We start from the raw sequence: 18,031 nt of genomic DNA, 5'->3' as shown, positions 1-18,031 counted from the left end.
CATGGGCCAGCCCGAGGAGCCCTGATGCCGTTCATAAGCTGGTTGTTCGACGCGCAACTGGTCATCGGCGACCAGACGGTGCTCTGGCGAGAGATCGTCGGCAACGTCTTCGGGCTGTTGAGCGCGCTCGGGGGCATGCGGCGCAAGGTGTGGGCGTGGCCGGTGGGCATCGCCGGCAACGCGCTTCTGTTCACCGTCTTCCTCGGCGCCGTTTTCGAGACGCCGAACCCGGTCAACCTGCTCGGCCAAGCCGGTCGTCAGATCATGTTCATCGCCGTGTCGATCTACGGCTGGTACCGGTGGAGGCACAGCGAGGAGTCCGTCGGTGCCGCCGTCGAGCCGCGCTGGGCGGGCGCGCGGACGCGGGTTCTGCTGGTGCTCGGACTCGTGGCCGGCACCGCCGTGCTCAGCCCCGTCTTCGCGGCGCTCGGTTCATTCGAGCCCGTCTGGGCCGACGCCTGGATCTTCACCGGGTCGCTGCTCGCCACCTACGGCATGGCCAAGGGGTGGGTCGAATTCTGGCTCATCTGGGTGGCGGTCGACATAGTCGGTGTGCCGCTGCTGTTCAGCGCCGGCTATTACGCGTCCGGGCTGATGTACGTCTTCTACGGCGCGTTCACGCTCGTCGGCTTCTTCGTCTGGGCGCGAGCGCGTCAGCGCGCCGACTTGTCGAGGTTGAGCACCTCGCCGGTGTAGGCAGTCGGGTCCTGCGGGTTCGGGGCGCGGCCCGGGTTCAGGTAGAACAGGTCGGCGATCGAGATGCCGAACCGCTTGGCGATCTCGGCCAGCACGTCTCCCGGCGCCACCGTGTAGGCGGTGATCTCACCGTCGACGCTCGTCGCGGTACCGCCCGCGCCGCCCGCCGCACCGGAGTCGACCACGGCGATGTCCGGTCGCAGATCCGGCATCGTCCACTCGAGTTCGGCCGACGCTATCACCGGGTAGAAGCAGCCCGTGCGCTCGGCGGCCGGGTCGTTGCTGGTGAGAAGCACCGTGTCGATGAAGTCGGGATTGCCGCGGGAGAGCGTGCCGTCGAAACTCATGTCGACCAGCATGCTCGGGGCGAGCGTGACCACACCCAGCTGGTAGATCACGAAGCCGTTGTCGCAGTAGCGCTGCTCGTCGAACGGTTGCGCGCTGAAGTTGAGCACTGCCTCGCCCGTGCGCGGCGAGGTGAATCCGTCGATCCTCAGGTCGAACCGCCCGACACTCGCCGCGATCACCGAGACGGAACCGGTCGTGCGTCCGTCGACCGACGTGAGAGGCCCGGTCGCGACGACCGTGCCGCTCTTCATGGCGACGGGCGAGACCTCGATGCTCGCGGTGGTCGTGGAGTCGACCAGTGACGGCAGCGCGGTCGTCGGCAGGGTAGTCGCCGTGGGGCTGCACCCTGTCAGGGCGAGCACGGTGATGACTAGGGTGGCGCCCAACATCTTCGGGTGACGTCGTGGGGTCATGGATAGGCCTCGCTCGAAAAGAGAAGAACTTCGGTCGATAGCTTTGCATAGAGCGCGGCTCCCGTGGGGTTTTTCTCATCGTTTACCGCAAACGGCGGTCGCAACGCCGCATGATCAGCACATTCATGGGCATCTACACCGTTGGTACTAGTCGGAGATCACCTGAACGGACGACGACACCGGCGCAGTCTCGCGACAGAGTGGAAGTACTCCCACGAAAAGAGGTTTGCCGTGAACGCTATCGTCGACACCGTCGAGCAGCAGTCCGCCACCGCCGCGCCGATTTCGCCCGAAGACATCGAACTGCCGCCGACGACGAGCGTGAGCGTGACCTGGTGACGGGTCCGGACACCGGGGTGATCGACCGCCTCGACCGGGCTGCGCCATCCCGGCGCAAGAATCGCGTGCTCGTCGTCGACGAGGAGGAGGCGCTCACCGATCTCCTCACCCTCGCGCTCACCTTCGAAGGCTGGCACGTGGAGACGCTCGCGACGGGTGTCGATGCGGTGCGGGTTGCCCATCGGTTCGCCCCCGACGCGATCCTGCTCGACATGACCCTGCCCGACATCAGCGGGGTCGCCGTGGTCTCCCAGTTGCGTGACAGCGGCATCGACGCTCCGGTCATCTTCCTCACCGGTCGGTCGACCCTCGACGATCGGCTGGCCGCATTCGCCGCCGGCGGGGACGACTACATGACCAAGCCGTTCGGGCTCGAGGAGGTGACGGCCCGGCTGCGCTCGGTGTTCCGTCGCGCGGGCCTCGCAGACACCAGCCTGCTCTTCGCCGACCTCGTTCTCGACACCGGCACCGGTCAGGCCTGGCGCAACGGCGACCCCCTCATCCTGTCGAGACTCGAGACGGCGCTGCTGCGGATACTGATCGAGCGGCGGGGCGACCCCGTCGACGGCACCGGCGTCATCCGCTCGCTCGGTCTCGCCGGACACACCGTGACGGAGACCGCCGCGGCGCGGGCGGCGCACCGTCTGAGCGAGATCGTGGACCATGACGCCGAACCCCTCGTGCGCTCGTCGAACGGCAGTCTCTGGGTGGAGGCGCCGGTAGCTCACGAATGAGCTAAAAGCCACCCTCTGCGGGCATTCCGTGTCGCTGGTAGACCAGAAGGATGACGAAGGACATCTACACGCCCCGTAACCCCATCGACCTCTACCCCGCGCCGCCGTTCAAACCCCAGCAGCAGTCGACGCCCGGCCACGCGCCGGAGATGGATCCCAAGCCCGACCACGGCGAGGAGAGCTACGTCGGCCACGGCCGTCTTGCCGGGCGGAAGGCGCTCGTCACCGGCGCCGACTCGGGAATCGGCCGCGCTGTGGCCATCGCGTTCGCCCGCGAGGGAGCGGATGTCGCGCTCAGCTACCTCGAGGAGGAGCAGCCAGAGGGCGACAGCACCGCGTCGTACGTCGAGAAGGCGGGACAGAAGGCGGTGCTGCTGCCGGGCGATCTCTCCGACGAGCAGGTGAGCATCGACGTCGTGAACCAGGCGGCAGAGCAGCTCGGCGGGCTCGACATCCTCGTGATGGTCGCCGGCGAGATGCCCACCGTCGACAGCATCGACGACTTCGACACCGAGACCTTCGACCACCTGCTGCGACTCAACGTGCACAACATGTTCTGGATGACCAAGGCGGCCAAGAAGCACTTCTCGCCTGGCGCCGCCATCATCACCACCTCGTCGGTGCAGGGGTTCCACCCGTCGCCGACGCTCGTCGAGTACGCGGTCACGAAGGCCGGCATCGCGAACTTCACACGCGGCATGGCGCAGCAGCTCGCCGAGGACGGCATCCGCGTCAACGGAGTGGCGCCCGGCCCGTTCTGGACGCCACTGCAGCCGAGCTCGGTGCCGAACGAGAAGATCGAGTCGTTCGGCGAGGCGGTGCCGTACGGCCGTCCCGGACAGCCCGCCGAGATAGCGTCGACCTACGTCTACCTCGCCTCGCAAGAGGCGAGCTACACCAGCGGCGAGACCATCGTCGTGAGCGGCGGCGAGCCGCTGCACTAACCGCGCCGTCGCTGAGCCTGTCGAAGCGCCCCTTCGACAGGCTCAGGGACCGCCGCTCAGATCGTCGCGACCGACCCCGAGTCGACGCGGTAGTTCGAGCCGTTGACGAAGCTCGCCAGGTCAGAGCACAGGAACGCGATCACGTTCGCGACCTCCTCCGGCTTGCCTCTACGCTTCAGCTCCATATAGGGCCGCTCCTCGTCGAGGAAGCTCGAGATGGCCTCGTCGACCGAGGTGCCGTTCTCCTCCGCCCGCTTCTGCATCATGGCGTCGGTCATCGGGGTGTGGATGAACGCGGGGGACACGGCGTTCACCAGCAGACCCTCGCGGGCGTAGCTGCGCGACAGCCCCTTGGCGAGCGCGAGCACGCCGGCCTTCGCGGCGCAGTACGGCAGCTCGTCGTCGTACGGCTGCACGGCGTCCTCCGACGCGACGAAGACGATGCGCCCCCAGCCGCCGCGACGCAGGGCGGGAAGGAAGGCCCGGACCAACCGGACCGGACCGAGCAGGTCGACAGCCAGCGTCTCCGTCCACCCGTCGTCGTCGATCTCATGGAACAGCCCCTGTGCTCCCGTGATGCCGGACGACTGCACGAGGATGTCGATGTCGCCCACGGCTTCGTTCACCCGCTCGGCCAGCGCCGCGATCGACTCGAGGCTGCGCACGTCGGCCGCGAAGGCGAAGAGCCGTGAGTCGTCGGCGCCCAGCCTTACCGCTGCCTCGTCGAGCAGTGTCTGGTCGATGTCGGTGATGACGACGGTCGCGCCCTCGGCGAGGAGGGTTCTCGCGGTCTCCCAGCCGATGCCGGAGTCCGCTCCCGATACGAGGGCCGTCTTGCCTGCGATGTTGAGTTCCATCATCCAACCGTAGGTTTGAGCCGCGAGACCGCCGAGGCCTTGACAACCCCTATCGTCGAATCCTTTACCGTGCTGGTCTTGGTCGATGACACACGAACCCGCAGTCTTCCGTCGCTCACCGGCGATCCTGGGCGAGAGCCTGGTTCTGGATGCCACGGCTCGAGCACTCCTGTGGTGCGACATCACGGCCGGACTCGTGCACCGCAGCCCCCTGAACGGCGCCGCCGACGGCAGCGACGACACCGTGATCGCGCTGCCGGCCCCCGTTGCCTCCTTCCACCTCGCCGACCTCGACGGCGAACCCGGTCTGGTCGTCTCGCTCTGGGACAGGGTGGTGCTCGCGAGCGCCGACGGCGAGATCCTGAGCGAGCTGGCGCGCATCGACCACGCCCACCCTGGCATGCGTCTCAACGAGGGAAAGGTCGACCCTTTCGGCCGTTGGGTGACCGGGTCGATGGACCTCACCAAGGGGGTCGCCGACGGCGCCTTCTACGCCGTGTCCGCCGACGGCCGCGTCGACGTGCTCGCCGGGGGAGTCGGCACGGCCAACGGCCTCGAGTGGTCGCCCGACGGAGACCGCATCTACTTCACCGACACGAGCGTGAGCACGATCTACACGGCCGAGTACTCTGTGGCGGGGATTCGCGGCGAGCCGGAGGTGTTCCATAGCGGCGACGCGCACGACGGCCTGGTCATGGACGCCGACGGCTGGCTGTGGAGCGCCATCTACGGCGAGGGTGTCGTGGTCAGGTACGACGACACCGGCCGCGAGCGGGAACGCCACGGCTTTCCCGTGCCGAACGTCACGTCGGTCGCGTTCGCCGGATCGGCCCTGTACGTCACGAGCGCCCGCGAGAACCTCACGGAGGAGCAGCTCGAGGCGCATCCGCTCTCAGGCTCGGTATTCGCCCTCGAGACCTCGACTACCGGGTTCGCCGCCCGGGTTTTCTCGTCAGCTCCTCGATCGTGATCGCCGTGTTGACGAGGGCGAGATGGCTGAGCGCCTGCGGGAAGTTGCCGAGGAAGTCCTTCGAGTCGGCGTCGATCATCTCCGCGTACAGGCCCACGTCATTCGCGAGGCCGACGAGCTCGTCCATCAACGCGACCGCCTCGTCGGTGCGGCCGACGCACGCGAGCGCAGACGCCGCCCAGAACGCGCAGGAGACGAACGTCGCCTCCTCCGACTGCGCGCCGCTGTACCGGTAGAGCAGGGGGCCGGCGCCGAGCTCGGCGCGCAGGGCGTCGATCGTCGACGACATACGTTCGCCGCGGTCGAAACCGCTGGGGGCGTGCAGCAGCACGGACGCGTCGAGCTCGTCGGTCCCGGCGTAGAAGACGTACGCCCCGCGCTCGTCTGACCAGCAGTTCTCCTCGATCCACTCGCGGATGGCGTCGCGCTCGGCGGCCCAGCGAGTGGCGCTGCCCGGGATCTGGCCCAGGTCGCACAGCCGCACGGCGTTGTCGAGCGCACTCCAGCAGCCCATCTTCGACGAGGTGTAGTGCTGCGTGTCGGGGAGCTCCCACATGCCGTGGTCCTTCGACTGCCAGGCGTCGCACGTGGCGTCGGCCACGCCGGCGAGCATGCGCCCCGTGTCGGCGTCGAGCACGTTGCCGGCCTCCACGTAGCGGCGCATCACGTCGAACAGGTCGCCGTAGACACCCAGCTGCAGCTGTTCGCCGGCGGGGTTTCCGGTGACGACGGGGCCGATGCCCTTCCACCCGGGCACGTCGTGGGTCTGCACCCCGCCCGGGAGCTCTCCCTCGAGCGTGTAGAAGACGTGCAGGCCGGGACCGTTCGAGCGGATGGTGCGCAGCAGCCAGGACACGGCGGCGTGCGTCTCCTCCCTGAGGCCGAAACGTGTGAGCGCGGTGACCGTGTAGGCGAGGTCGCGCACCCAGGCGAAGCGGTAGTCCCAGTTCTTGCCGCCGACGAGCGACTCGGGCAGCGACGTGGTGGCCGCGGCGGCGATCGCGCCCGTCGAACTGAAGATGAGCAGCTTGAGCGCGAGCGCGCTGCGCTGCACGGCGTCGGCCCACGGGCCGCCGTAGCTGAACTCGCGCGACCACAGGCGCCAGTTGTCGATGGTGCGGTCGATGCCGCGGTCGACGTTGCCCGCGTCGGGGAGGTGCAGGGGCTCGTCTGCCGAGCCCACGATGGTGAGCAGGTGCCTGGAGTCCCTCGACGTCGTGAACGATCCGCGGATCGATCCGCGGCCGCTGCGCCGCGGCCGGTGGTCGAGGCCGCGGACCGCGATGGTGACCCCGTCGACGCGGATCACCGGCCCGTGGGTCGTCTCGTCGATCCACGGGGACGCCGTTCCCAGTCGCGATCCGGGCTCGACGAGCCAGCGGAAGCGCACGCTGCCGCGCACTCCCTCGATGCGTCGGGCGATCTCGACCCAGGGCAGCCGCCCCGCGATCCCTGTGACCAGGGCGTCGGTGACCGTGGCCGCCCCGGACGCGGTCTCGAACGTGGTCTGCAGCACATTGGTGCCCTGTACGTAGCGCCGGGTCACGGTGAACGGCTCGACGGGCGCGAGCTCGATGGCGCCCCCGTTCTCCGCGTCGAGAAGCCGCGCGAAGACCGGGGGCGACGCGAGATTCGGCACCGGCAGCCAGTCGACCCCGCCGTCGGCCGCGATCAGCGCGACGGTGCGCCCGTCGCCGATCGCGCCGTAGGAGCGAAGATCGACCTCGCCGGTGCGAACCCCCATGCCGGTCAGGCCTTCTTGCCGGCGGCGGGCGTGCGGTTCTCGGCCGAGACCATCCACGCGAACTGCTCGAGGCGTTCGATGATGGCGTGCAGGATGTCGGCGCTCGTCGGGTCGGCGTCGTCGACGTCGTCGTGCACCTCGCGCATGGTGCCGACGGTCGCCTCGAGACGCTGGGTGATGAGGTCGACGGTGGTGGCGGTGTCGATCTCTCCGTTGGGGTATTCGGGCAGCGTCGTCGTCGCGGCGACCGTGTCGCTGCGTCCGTCGGGCACGGCGTGCAGTGCGCGCAGGCGCTCGGCGACGGTGTCGCTGAACTCACGCGCCTCCTCGACGATCTCGTCGAGCTGGCGGTGCAGGTCGCGGAAGTTCTTGCCCACGACGTTCCAGTGCGCCTGCTTGCCCTGCAGGTGCAGCTCGATGAGGTCGACATGCACGCGCTGCATGTTCTCGATCAGCTCCTTCGACGCGGTGAACCCCTTCTCCGCGTTCTGGCGGCGGGTGGGCTTGGCTCCGCCGTCGGCGGGAGCTGCGACGTTGCGTTCGATGGTGGTCATGATTTCCTCTTTCTCTCTTTTCTCAGGTTGCGCTAGAGCGCGGGATCGGCGAGCAGGTCTGTGGTGAGGTAGCGGGCATAGCCGCCGGGGGTGCGCCCCACCGGCCGGCCGGAGGTCGTCACCTCGCAGCGCGCGGTGGCGACCATCGTCGCGCCCGCTCTGACGCACCGTTCGGCGAGGCCGACGTCTTCGTGTTCGGCGATCGGCTCGAAGCCGCCGGCGGCGAGATACACGTCGGCGCCGACGCCGAGGTTGGCGCCGTGCACATGGCCGTTCGGCGCGGCGGTACGGCGGGCCGACCAGGCGCGCACCTGCTCCTCGGTGAGGTCGGCGAACTCGGGGCGCACGGTTCCCACGACGAGGTCAGCGCCGCGTCTGGCCTGGCGCAGCTGCTCGACCAGCCAGCGACGCGGCACCACGGAGTCGGCGTCGGTGTTGGCGATCCAGACCTCGGACGTGGGGACGCTGACGGCGGCGAGGGCGGCGTGCACTCCGGTCGCGCGGGCGATGCCGACGTTGCCCGCGTCGATGTCGAGCACGGTCACGTCGTCGAAACCGCGGGCGATCAGGGACGTGTCATCCGCACAGTCGTCGGCGACCAGCACGATCGAGACTCCGACTCCGGGATGACGCGACCGCAGGTATCGCCCTGCGGCGATCACCGATGACAGGCACCGGGCGACCAGGGCCTGCTCGTCCCGCGCCGGGATCACCACCACCATGTGCCTCACAGGATCCCCGTGCGCACGGCCACCGAGCGGGGGTCGGGGGAATACACGTCGAGCAGGAAGTCGTCTTCCTCGTGACGGACCATCCGGGTCATCCGTCCGTCGAGAGCGGTGGCGATGGCGCTGTGCACCTCGTCGCCGGTCAGGGCGTAGTCGTCGACCTGATGCCGCCAGTGGCAGGCGACGAAGGTTCCGCCTGCGGAGAGTGCGTCGACGGCGTCGTCGAGCACGCGCTCGAGCACACCGAGGGTGAAGTAGTAGCCGACCTCGCTGAGCACGATGAGGTCGAAGTCGCCCGAGGGGAAGGCGGATGCCACGTCGACGCGTCCCACACGCACGTTCGCCTGCGCTGCCAGTCGGAGGCGGGCGCGGTCGACGGCCGCCTGGGACACGTCGACGGCGAGCAGGCTGTCGCACCTGCCCGCGAGCTGTTCGGTGAGCACGCCGATCGAGCAGCCGATCTCGAACGCCGACGCGAAGCGCTCCTCGGGCAGAGCGGCCAACGTCGCGGCGCGCTTGCGCCGCTCGTACCAGCGGCTCGTGAAGCCCCACGGGTCGTCGTGGCGCCGGTACAGGGCATCGAAGTACGACTGGTCGAGCACCGTCTCGGCGCGCCGCCTCCCAACGTAGACCTCGCGGTCGCCGCGGAAGTTGCGCAGGAACTCGGGGTGCAGCACCGCCTCGTCGCCCGGGCCGTCGCCGAGCGCCAGGGTCTGCGAGGTGTATTCGCCGATCGCCCGTCGCTTGGCGTCGAGCGATGCGCGGCTGGGGGCCAGCGCGACGAAGGCGTCCCACGGCACCTCGTCGTCGTCGGGCGCGGCCCAGTGCCAGAGCCAGACGGGGTACTCGAGCAGCGCCACCCCCGCCTCGTCGGCCAGGCTCGCACAGATCTCGCCGAGCACCCGGTGGTCGCGGTGTCCGTCGCCGCGCCAGGGGGCGGCGAGCAGAACATCGTCGCCCGACAGGTGCACGCGCAGTGCGGTGGCGATCTCGTCGCGGTGCTCCCGCACGGCGCCGTCGGGAAAGTCGAGGGAGTGCACGACCGCCTCCGGCGCGAGGTGACGCATGGCCTCCAGGGTCTCGGTGCCACGCAGCCGTCGGAGGTGCTCGGGTGTCGTCGACGGGGAGTCGGGGTGCGAGGCCCCGCCGTCGGTGACCACCACGACGGTCACGTCGATTCCGGCCGCGGCGCATTCGGCGATCAGCGCGCCGGCGCCGAGAGTCTCATCGTCGGGATGGGCGCCCACAACGACCAGGCGGCGGATGCCGGACAGTTCGAGGGCGGGCACGTCGGCCAGGCGGCCGTCGCGCTGCCAGACATCGACGTTCGTGCCGGGGAGCCGGGAATCGAACGTCACCACGGTGCGCCTCCCGCGGCGACCAGCGCACGGCCGAGGGAGCTCTGGTCGCGTTCGGCGTGGTGCTGGCGCACGTAGAGCTGGAGGTCGGCGACGCGTTTGGCGTGGTCGGCGTCGAGGGCGAGCGGAGCGGGCCCCAGGGCGTGGCCGGCTCGGACGACGATCTCCTCGCAGGCGCGTGCCACGGTGGCGCGCACGCGCTTCGCGAGCAGGCCGCCTTCCGACCCGGTCGCCTCGCCGGCGTCGACGAGCGTGGCCGCCTCGGCGAGGGCGCGGCGTGACGACTCGACGAGCTCGTCGATCGCCCCCAGATGCATGAGCAGAAATGGGGAGGGGTCGCCGGTGCCACCGGCTGCGTACACACTCCGAGCGATGCCGACGGCGCCGCCGAACCAGCAGGCTGCCACCCCGATTCCGCCCCACGCGAAGCCGGCACGGTCGAGGTACCAGCCGGCGTCGCCGACGGGCGCGGCCTCCACCGCGTCGAAGCGCACCGGTCCGCTGGGGATCTCGCTGAGTCCGCGCGCATTCCAGGCCGAGGAGTCTGCCCTCACCCCGGGGTCGGCGAGGGAGACGGCGAACAGCATCCGGGCTCCGTCGGGCGTGCGGGCGCTCACGAGGGCGTTGCTCAGCCTGTCGGCGAGCGAGCACCACGGCTTCGTCCCGGTGAGCAGCCAGCGGCGGCCGTCGGGGCGGGCGACCAGCGGGTCGGGGCCGCCCTCCGCGGCGAAGACTCCCCATGTTCGCGGGCCTGCGGGCGAGTCATCCGCCCGCGCCCCCGCCTGCTCGAGGATGGCGAGGGCGTCGAGGTGCGGTTCGACGGCACGGGCCGCCCCGAGGTCGTATGCCGCCATCGTGGCGAGCGCCTCCCACAGGTCGCGGGTCGAGCCTCGGCCGGGCGACGTCGCCAGGGTGCCGAGGAGCGTCGCGGTGGCCAGGGCGTCGTCGACGCCGAGCGGCATCGAACGCCCGACGACAGAGAGGAGAGGCCCTGTCTGGTGCGGACGCGCGGCTAGGAGAACGGGCAGAGCTGGCATGGGAGACATCAGGCTACGTTCGCGACGGCCGCACCGCGCAGGGATGGACTCGGGAGTGGCGACGTGCTAGACCCCGCAGGTCATGCCAGCATGGTGCCCAGAACGTCTCGCCTCCGTCGTGGTGCGAGACCGCGTCGAGAGGTCGCCCCCGTGAGAATACTGTTCGCCGTCACCCGGATCGCCGTGGCCATCGCGATAACGGCTGCCGTCGTGGCCCAGCTGACGACGAGCATCGGCTTCTGGCAGGGTCGGGGTCTGGCCGACGTGACATCCAACGTGGTCAGCTTTTTCAGCTTCTTCACCATCGAGTCGAACGTCGCGGCCGCTGTGGTGCTCGCCGTGGGGGCGGTAATGCTGCTCGTCCGCAAGGGCGCGAACGACACGACCCTCTACACGGTCACCCGCGCGGCCGTCGTCACCTACATGGTCGTGACCGGAATCGTCTACAACCTGCTTCTGCGAGGCATCGAGCTGCCGCAGGGTTCGACCGTGGGCTGGTCGAACGAGATCCTGCACGCGGTGGCGCCCGTGTACCTGCTGCTCGACTGGATCTTCGCACCCGGACGCGTGCCGCTCGGCGCCCGCCGGATCCGGCCGATCCTCGTATTCCCGATCGTCTGGGTCGTGTACACGCTCGTGCGCGGACCCCTCGTCGTCGACGCGGTCTACGGCAACGACTTCTGGTACCCGTATCCCTTCCTCAACCCGAACACCTCCGCCAACGGGTACCTGTCGGTGGCGTTCTATGTCGTCCTCATCGCCGCAGTCATCGGCCTCGTGGCGGCGGGCGTGCTCTGGATCTCGCGGCGGAAGCCCCGAACACGCCTCATGCGCTGATCGGGAGGCGCGAAGCTGTGCAGCATGTGTGAAAGTCTTTCACTCGTTTGATGCGCGGCTGGCGGCCCCGTACCGTGGCCTGCGTTTGTTTTCCGCCGGCAGTGCTCTGCCGCTATTCGATCGCTGGTGCCCCCATGAACACGTCCCTCTCACTCCGACGCGGCGTCTTGAGCTTCGCCGCCGCGATCGTCGCTGCCGGGGCCCTCTCGGTGGCGGTAGGGGCAGCGCCGGCTGCCGCGGCGGCGGTCACGACCGTCAGCACCGCCTCCGAACTGAAGTCGGCGTTGGCATCGGCGAGCGCCGGAGACACGATCCGCCTGGACGACGGCGTCTACCGCGGCAAGTTCGCGGCATCGGCCGACGGCACGGCTGCCGCACCCATCACCCTCGTCGGTGGACGCGCCGCCGTGCTCACGACGGGATCCACCTCGTCGGGCTACGCGCTGGCCATCAGCGGAGACCACTGGAACCTCTCCGGATTCACCGTCTCCGTCGCCAAGAAGGGGATCGTGCTCGACCACTCCTCTGGCTCCCGGCTCGACGGGCTCGACATCGGCAGCGTCGGGCAGGAAGCGGTGCACGTGCGCAGCGACAGCCGCGACGTCGTCGTCGCGAACTCCGCCATCCACGACACCGGTCTCGACTCGCCCGAGTACGGAGAGGGCGTCTATGTGGGCAGTGCCAAGAGCAATTGGGCTTCGATCACCGGTTCGGCGTCGAGGCCAGACCGTTCCGACGGCGTGACCATCAGCGGGAACACCTTCACCAACACGTCGGCCGAAGGCGTCGATATCAAGGAGGGGACCACGGCAGGCGCCGTGATCTCCAACGTGTTCGTCAACGCCGGCTTCTCCGGAGTGAACTACGCCGACTCATGGGTCGACGTGAAGGGCAACGGCTACCTCGTGCAGGGCAACTCCGGAACGACGGCGGTCACCGACGCGTTCCAGGTGCATGTTGCGCTCGACGGCTGGGGCAACGGCAACGTCTTCAAGGGCAACGGCGCTGTGACGGGAGTGCCGGGCTACGAGGTTAACGTGCACAACGCGGCCGCCGGCACCGTGGTCGAGTGCGCGCCGACCGGCGCCTCGGGAGGCCTCAGCAACGTCGCCTGCGGCTGAGCGGCTACTCCTTGTTCTCGGGGTCGCCGGGTCGCACCGCGGCGGTCTCGGCGATGTCGATGCGGGTGACGCCGTCGCTCTTCTCGTCGATCGTGATCCTGGGCGCCGCGTCTGCCTCGGTCGAGCCGGAGAGGCGCAACAGCTGGTCGCGGCGTTTTTCGTCGTCAGTCATGTCTGTCATTCCGGAACGTTAACATCCGGAGCCCGATCCGCGCCAACGGTTGCAATAAACGCGTGGCTGTTTTGGTTATGACAGTGACCTCGATAAGGATGGACACCATGACCGACACCGCCACTCCCACACCCGAATCCCTGCTCGCCACGTACCACGAGCGTCGGGAGATGAGCGTCGTGCAGCCCAAGGGCAGTCTCGCTCTCGTGAACACCCAGTGGATCGACTCCGAGCAGACGATCTGGGGAGTGCCGGGAATCTGGGCGCCCCTGCCCGCCGGCGAGTCCGGCCTCCTGGTGAAGGCCACGGCCGACGACGGCATCTCGGTCGACGGCGTCGTCGTCGACGGCGAGGCGGTGGTGCGGGGCAAGGATTCGGATGCCCCGGGCGACATCCAGTTCGCGGACGGCAAGACGGGCTTCGTGATCGCGAGCGAGGCCGGCAACTACGCGCTGCGCGTCTGGGACGCGAACTCCGAGGAGATCCAGAAGTTCGGATCGATCGACGCGTTCCCGTACAACCCCGACTGGGTGGTCACCGCGAAGTTCACCGAGATCCCCGGTGGAAAGACCGTGGGCTTCGAGCACCTCAAAGACGACGGCAACACCCGCGACCAGGTCGTTCCGGGCGAGATCACGTTCACGAAAGACGGGATCGACTACGACCTCGCCGCCTTCAAGTCGGGTCGGGCACTGCAGCTCGTCTTCGCCGACGCCACCAGCGGCGACAGCACCTACAGCGTCGGCCGTTTCCTCTTCGTCGCCCCGAACCCCGACGGCACCATCACGCTCGACTTCAACCGGGCCGTGCTGCCGCCCTGCGCCTTCAGCTACAACTTCAACTGCCCGATGCCGCCCAAGCAGAACCGCTTCACCGTGCCGATCGAGGCCGGCGAGAAGAACGTGCTGCAGAAAGACGGGTCGCTGCTGCACGCGGAGTAGCATGGGGCCACTCGATTAATGACGATCGGAGGCGCCCCTGACCGCTCCCTGGAGCACCGAGCCCTTCGACCGTTCCACCCGGGATCGCCTCGCGCGTGCCCATGACGCCGTGGTCGGCGCCCGCACCGCCGTGAGCGGCGTGCGCCGCGTCGTGCACGAGTCCTGGCTGCGTTCGCTGAGTCTCGAACTCGACCCGGATCATCCGCTCATCACCCTCGATCTCGGCGCGGACGAACTCCGCGACTACCGCGAGGCGCACCCGCTCGCGCTGGCCCTGCCCACGATCCAACGTCTGCTCGTGCAGCACACGCTCGACGCGGGGCTCATCGTCGCCGTCGGCGACCAGGCCGGACGCCTGCTGTGGGTCGACGGCGACCGCGACCTGCGTCGCAAGGCCGAGAGCATGCTGTTCGTCGAGGGAGCCGACTGGTCGGAGCGGGCCGTCGGCACGAGCGCGCCCGGCACCGCCCTCGCCCTCGACCACGGCGTGCAGATCCAGGGGGCGGAGCACTTCGCGCGCATGGTGCATCCGTGGAGCTGCACGGCCGTGCCGGTGCACGACCCCGAGTCCGGGTCCGTGCTGGGGGTGATCGACATCACCGGCGGACAGGACGCGGTCGCCCCGGTCACCCTCCCGCTGCTCGAGGCCGCGGTCGCAGCCGTCGAGGCAGAGCTCCGCATCAGCCGGCTCGATGAGCGGGGCCGCTCCAGACCACGGCGCCGGCAGAGGGTCGAGACGCCCGCGCGACCGGTGCTCGCCGTGCTCGGCACCGACGGGGCCCGGCTGGAGGCGGGCGGCCGCACCCTCGAGCTCAGTGCCAGGCACGCCGAGATACTCACCCTGCTCGCCTGGCATCCGGCGGGTCTCTCTGCCGAGCAGCTCGCGCCGCTCGTCTACGGCCGCGACGATGCCGTCGTCACGCTGCGCGCCGAGATGGTGCGCCTGCGCCGTGTGCTCCAGCCCGTCGACCCGTCGCTGGTGCCGCTCGCGCGCCCCTACCGGCTGGCCCGCAGGCTCGACCTCGACGCCCTGCGCTGCCTGGCGTTCCTCGACCGGGGTGCTCACCGTGTCGCGCTCGGCGCCTATGCCGGGCCGATGCTGCCCGCCTCGCGGGCGCCCGGCATCGCCGAGGTCCGCGCGGAGGTCAGCGCGCGGCTACGCGAGGCGATGCTGACCGACGCGGCCGCCGACACGCTGCTCGCCTACGCGCGCTCCGACGAGGCGGCGTACGACGCCGAGGTGTGGCGCGCCTGCCTCCGGCTGCTGCCGCCCCGATCGCCGAGACGGGCATCCGTCGTGGCCAGGCTCGAGCACATCGAGCGGGAACTCGCCGCGCAACCGGCTGCAACCTAGCCGGGCGTAGCCTGCCGGTGGCGCGTCACCCGCGCCGACCCGACAACGTCGTCACGAGGAGAACGCTATGACCGTCTACGCAGCCCCCGGAACCGCGGATGCGAAAGTCACCTTCAAACCGCGCTACGAGCACTGGATCGGAGGAGAGTGGGTGAAGCCGGTCAAGGGACAGTACTTCGAGGACATCTCGCCCGTCACGGGCAAGCCGTTCGCCGAGGTCGCCCGCGGAACCGCCGAAGACATCGACGCGGCTCTGGACGCCGCACACAAGGCGGCTCCCGCGTGGGGGAAGACCAGCTCGACCGAGCGGGCGGCGGTGCTGAACAAGATCGCCGACGTGATCGACGCGAACCTCGAACTGCTCGCGGTCGCCGAGACCTGGGACAACGGCAAGCCCGTGCGCGAGCCGCTCAACGCCGACCTGCCGCTCGCCTCCGACCACTTCCGCTACTTCGCCGCCGCGATCCGCGCCCAGGACGGCGATCACGCCGAGTTGAATGCCGACATGGTCTCGTACCAGTTTCACGAGCCGCTCGGCGTCGTCGGGCAGATCATCCCGTGGAACTTCCCGATCCTCATGGCGGTGTGGAAGCTCGCTCCCGCCCTCGCCGCAGGCAACGCGATCGTGCTGAAGCCCGCCGAGCAGACGCCGGTGTCGATCCTGGTGCTCATCGAGCTCATCGGCGACATCCTCCCGCCCGGGGTCGTGAACATCGTCAACGGCTTCGGAGTGGAGGCAGGCAAACCGCTGGCCTCGAGCCCGCGCATCCGCAAGATCGCGTTCACGGGGGAGACCTCGACCGGCCGGCTCATCCTGCAGTACGCGAGCGCCAACCTGATCCCCTCCACGGTCGAGCTGGGCGGCAAGAGCCCCAACCTGTTCTTCGCCGACGTCGCCGACAACGACGACGCGTTCTACGACAAGGCGCAGGAGGGTTTCGTGCTGTTCGCCTTCAACCAGGGCGAGGTGTGCACCTGCCCGAGCCGCGCCCTGATCCAGAAGCCGATCTACGACTCGTTCCTCGGCGCGGGCATCGAGCGCACCAAGCTGGCTGTGCAGGGCAACCCGCTCGACACCGACACCCAGGTCGGCGCACAGGCCTCGAACGACCAGCTCGAGAAGATCCTCAGCTACATCGACATCGGCAAGCAGGAGGGCGCCAAGCTGCTGCTGGGCGGCGAACGCGTCGACCTCGGCGGCGATCTCACCGATGGCTACTACGTGCAGCCGACCATCTTCGAGGGCGACAACAAAATGCGCATCTTCCAGGAGGAGATCTTCGGGCCTGTGGTGTCGGTCACCAGATTCGACGACTACGACGACGGCATCGCGATCGCCAACGACACCCTCTACGGCCTGGGCGCGGGCGTGTGGTCGCGCAACGGCAACGTCGCCTACCGGGCGGGACGCGACATCCAGGCCGGCCGGGTCTGGGTGAACAACTACCACGCCTACCCGGCAGGGGCGGCGTTCGGCGGCTACAAGAGCTCGGGCATCGGCCGCGAGAACAACAAGCTGGCGCTCGGGCACTATCAGCAGACGAAGAACCTCCTGGTCTCGTACACCGAGGGCAGGCAGGGCTTCTTCTAGACCCGCATCGACCGGGCCGGCGCTCTCAAGCGCCGGCCCCTCAGCCCTGAGGAGGCTCCCATGATCGAAGCCAGCGTCGTCGTGCCCGGCGAGACCATGCCGCGCATCGCCGCAACGGACGAGGCGGTCGGCCTGCTGCGCAAGCTCTGGTCCGACAACGGCCCGCTGATGTTCCATCAATCGGGCGGATGCTGCGACGGCAGCTCGCCGATGTGCTACCCAGACGGAGAGTTCATCACCAGCGACAACGACATCCTGCTGGGGGTGCTCGACGTCTCCGACGGGTCCCGGCCGCAGCCGATCGACTTCTGGATGTCTCGGGAGCAGTTCGAGTATTGGAGCCACACCTTCCTCACCGTCGACGTGGTGAAGGGCCGGGGCAGCGGCTTCTCACTGGAGGCGCCGGAGGGGGTGCGATTCCTCATCCGGTCGCGGCTGATGGACACGGCGAAACCCTTCGCCTAGCCGATGCGCATTCGTTATTGAGAGATTGTTTCTTACATGTGGACGCGAGCGCATCATGATGTCATGAGACAAAATCACCGTGGTCGACTGTCAGGATTCGCTGTAATCGCCAGCGTCGTCCTCATCGCCGGATGCGCCGCCACACCAGTGACGGAGCCCGGGGAACCCGATCCCACCACCGCGCCCGTCGCCGAGGAGACGTCCGACGTCGCGGCCCTGTCGATCGTGGGCAACGCGATCTCCGCCCTCGACGACAGCGGCGCCGTCGTCACCTCGTTCGACTACACCGGCGGGGGCGCAGACGCGGTCGCCTTCCTCACCGACGTCTTCGGCAGTGAGCCGGCCGTCGCCCCGCGGCCCGGAGACGGCTCGTGCACCGCGGCCGCCACGAGCGCGACGTGGGGAGACGACGAATTCGTGCTCCTCTACGACTTCGCGGCCCAGACCGGGCACCCCGACGGCCAGGCCGTCGTAGTGCAGGCGAAGGCCGACGCGGTCGGAGACGTCGCCGTGCAGACTCCGCAGGGCGTCGGGGTCGGCGATACCTTCGACGACCTCGTGGCGGCGATTCCGGACGTCGGCACGCACGGCCACCTCGGTGACGCGTCGCTCTCGTACGTCGACTACGACGTCGTCTCGGGAGTGTACGAAGACATGTCCGACCCCGACTTCGGTATGACGGAGAACGCCTACTGGGGCGCGCAGGCGGAGGCTGAAGACGGCGTGATCGTGAAGCTGTCGGCACCCGTCTGGTTCCAGAGCGCCTGCTGACGTCTCGGTTCGCGTCTCGACCGAGGGTGACGACGACCGCGCCGGCCGCGCGGTCGT

General features: G+C 69.1%; 19 protein-coding genes. 11 read left to right on the top strand and 8 right to left on the bottom strand.

Features of this window, described 5'->3' with window-relative positions:
* Positions 1-24 precede the first annotated feature (24 nt).
* Complete coding sequence (gene pnuC, locus ABIE21_RS05140) at positions 25-696, top strand: nicotinamide riboside transporter PnuC (RefSeq protein WP_354023694.1); 672 nt, start codon at positions 25-27, stop codon at positions 694-696.
* Here the strand turns inward: pnuC and ABIE21_RS05135 are convergent.
* The gene (locus ABIE21_RS05135; protein WP_354023693.1) at positions 654-1,457 is read right to left on the bottom strand and encodes a LysM peptidoglycan-binding domain-containing protein; all 804 of its coding nucleotides are present in this window, start codon (positions 1,455-1,457) and stop codon (positions 654-656) included. The two genes, pnuC and ABIE21_RS05135, sit on opposite strands and share 43 nt — an antisense overlap.
* A 335-nt stretch (positions 1,458-1,792) precedes the next feature.
* On the opposite strand from ABIE21_RS05135, the gene ABIE21_RS05130 reads away from it, so the two are divergent.
* Both ABIE21_RS05130 and ABIE21_RS05125 read left to right on the top strand, forming a co-directional pair.
* A complete protein-coding gene (locus ABIE21_RS05130; protein ID WP_354023692.1) occupies positions 1,793-2,530 on the top strand; it encodes a response regulator transcription factor in 738 nt (245 codons plus the stop codon).
* A gap of 50 nt (positions 2,531-2,580) precedes the next feature.
* Positions 2,581-3,474, top strand: a complete 894-nt coding sequence (locus ABIE21_RS05125; RefSeq protein ID WP_354023691.1) for an SDR family oxidoreductase — start codon at positions 2,581-2,583, stop codon at positions 3,472-3,474.
* 56 nt (positions 3,475-3,530) lie between these two features.
* On the opposite strand, the gene ABIE21_RS05120 is transcribed toward ABIE21_RS05125, so the two are convergent.
* Positions 3,531-4,331, bottom strand: coding sequence for an SDR family NAD(P)-dependent oxidoreductase (locus ABIE21_RS05120; RefSeq protein WP_354023690.1), 801 nt, complete (start codon positions 4,329-4,331; stop codon positions 3,531-3,533).
* 85 nt (positions 4,332-4,416) lie between these two features.
* Here ABIE21_RS05120 and ABIE21_RS05115 point away from each other — a divergent pair, with 85 nt between their 5' ends.
* Positions 4,417-5,301: an SMP-30/gluconolactonase/LRE family protein gene (locus tag ABIE21_RS05115; protein WP_354023689.1), complete on the top strand. Its 885-nt coding sequence runs from the start codon at positions 4,417-4,419 to the stop codon at positions 5,299-5,301.
* On the opposite strand, the gene ABIE21_RS05110 is transcribed toward ABIE21_RS05115, so the two are convergent.
* Genes ABIE21_RS05110 through ABIE21_RS05090 form a run of 5 tightly spaced genes read right to left on the bottom strand, consistent with a single transcriptional unit; the run spans position 5,255 to position 10,731 of the window.
* Positions 5,255-7,045 (bottom strand): glycoside hydrolase family 15 protein, encoded by a 1,791-nt coding sequence (locus ABIE21_RS05110; protein ID WP_354023688.1) that lies wholly within the window; start codon positions 7,043-7,045, stop codon positions 5,255-5,257. The two genes, ABIE21_RS05115 and ABIE21_RS05110, sit on opposite strands and share 47 nt — an antisense overlap.
* A 5-nt stretch (positions 7,046-7,050) precedes the next feature.
* Positions 7,051-7,599 carry a Dps family protein gene (locus tag ABIE21_RS05105; RefSeq protein WP_354023687.1) on the bottom strand — a complete coding sequence of 183 codons (549 nt, stop codon included), beginning with the start codon at positions 7,597-7,599 and terminating at the stop codon, positions 7,051-7,053.
* Between the two features lie 32 nt (positions 7,600-7,631).
* Positions 7,632-8,321, bottom strand: coding sequence for a glycosyltransferase (locus ABIE21_RS05100; protein WP_354023686.1), 690 nt, complete (start codon positions 8,319-8,321; stop codon positions 7,632-7,634).
* A gap of 5 nt (positions 8,322-8,326) precedes the next feature.
* Positions 8,327-9,685, bottom strand: a complete 1,359-nt coding sequence (locus tag ABIE21_RS05095) for a PIG-L family deacetylase (protein WP_354023685.1) — start codon at positions 9,683-9,685, stop codon at positions 8,327-8,329.
* A complete protein-coding gene (locus ABIE21_RS05090) occupies positions 9,682-10,731 on the bottom strand; it encodes an acyl-CoA dehydrogenase (protein WP_354023684.1) in 1,050 nt (349 codons plus the stop codon). Before ABIE21_RS05090 ends, ABIE21_RS05095 begins: the two co-directional genes overlap by 4 nt.
* Before the next feature lie 141 nt (positions 10,732-10,872).
* Between ABIE21_RS05090 and ABIE21_RS05085 the strand changes: the two genes are divergently transcribed.
* Positions 10,873-11,559: a Pr6Pr family membrane protein gene (locus ABIE21_RS05085; protein ID WP_354023683.1), complete on the top strand. Its 687-nt coding sequence runs from the start codon at positions 10,873-10,875 to the stop codon at positions 11,557-11,559.
* Between the two features lie 134 nt (positions 11,560-11,693).
* Positions 11,694-12,680 carry a right-handed parallel beta-helix repeat-containing protein gene (locus ABIE21_RS05080; RefSeq protein ID WP_354023682.1) on the top strand — a complete coding sequence of 329 codons (987 nt, stop codon included), beginning with the start codon at positions 11,694-11,696 and terminating at the stop codon, positions 12,678-12,680.
* A 4-nt stretch (positions 12,681-12,684) separates the two neighbouring features.
* On the opposite strand, the gene ABIE21_RS05075 is transcribed toward ABIE21_RS05080, so the two are convergent.
* The gene (locus tag ABIE21_RS05075) at positions 12,685-12,861 is read right to left on the bottom strand and encodes a hypothetical protein (RefSeq protein WP_354023681.1); all 177 of its coding nucleotides are present in this window, start codon (positions 12,859-12,861) and stop codon (positions 12,685-12,687) included.
* Positions 12,862-12,959: 98 nt separating this feature from the next.
* Between ABIE21_RS05075 and ABIE21_RS05070 the strand changes: the two genes are divergently transcribed.
* The 5 genes from ABIE21_RS05070 (at position 12,960) to ABIE21_RS05050 (ending at position 17,974) form a co-directional block, all read left to right on the top strand.
* Positions 12,960-13,793 (top strand): DUF1684 domain-containing protein, encoded by an 834-nt coding sequence (locus ABIE21_RS05070; protein WP_354023680.1) that lies wholly within the window; start codon positions 12,960-12,962, stop codon positions 13,791-13,793.
* Between the two features lie 37 nt (positions 13,794-13,830).
* Positions 13,831-15,147 (top strand): transcriptional regulator, encoded by a 1,317-nt coding sequence (locus tag ABIE21_RS05065; RefSeq protein WP_436232321.1) that lies wholly within the window; start codon positions 13,831-13,833, stop codon positions 15,145-15,147.
* A 67-nt stretch (positions 15,148-15,214) separates the two neighbouring features.
* Positions 15,215-16,738: an acetaldehyde dehydrogenase ExaC gene (gene exaC / locus ABIE21_RS05060; RefSeq protein WP_354023678.1), complete on the top strand. Its 1,524-nt coding sequence runs from the start codon at positions 15,215-15,217 to the stop codon at positions 16,736-16,738.
* 60 nt (positions 16,739-16,798) lie between these two features.
* Positions 16,799-17,203 (top strand): DUF779 domain-containing protein, encoded by a 405-nt coding sequence (locus tag ABIE21_RS05055; protein WP_354023677.1) that lies wholly within the window; start codon positions 16,799-16,801, stop codon positions 17,201-17,203.
* Between the two features lie 63 nt (positions 17,204-17,266).
* A complete protein-coding gene (locus tag ABIE21_RS05050; protein ID WP_354023676.1) occupies positions 17,267-17,974 on the top strand; it encodes a hypothetical protein in 708 nt (235 codons plus the stop codon).
* Positions 17,975-18,031 lie beyond the last annotated feature (57 nt).

This window comes from Conyzicola nivalis (genome assembly GCF_040548875.1).
GTDB lineage: Bacteria > Actinomycetota > Actinomycetes > Actinomycetales > Microbacteriaceae > Conyzicola > Conyzicola nivalis_A.
The sequence above is the reverse complement of the archived record's forward strand: the minus strand, read 5'-3'. Positions and strand labels throughout refer to the sequence as shown.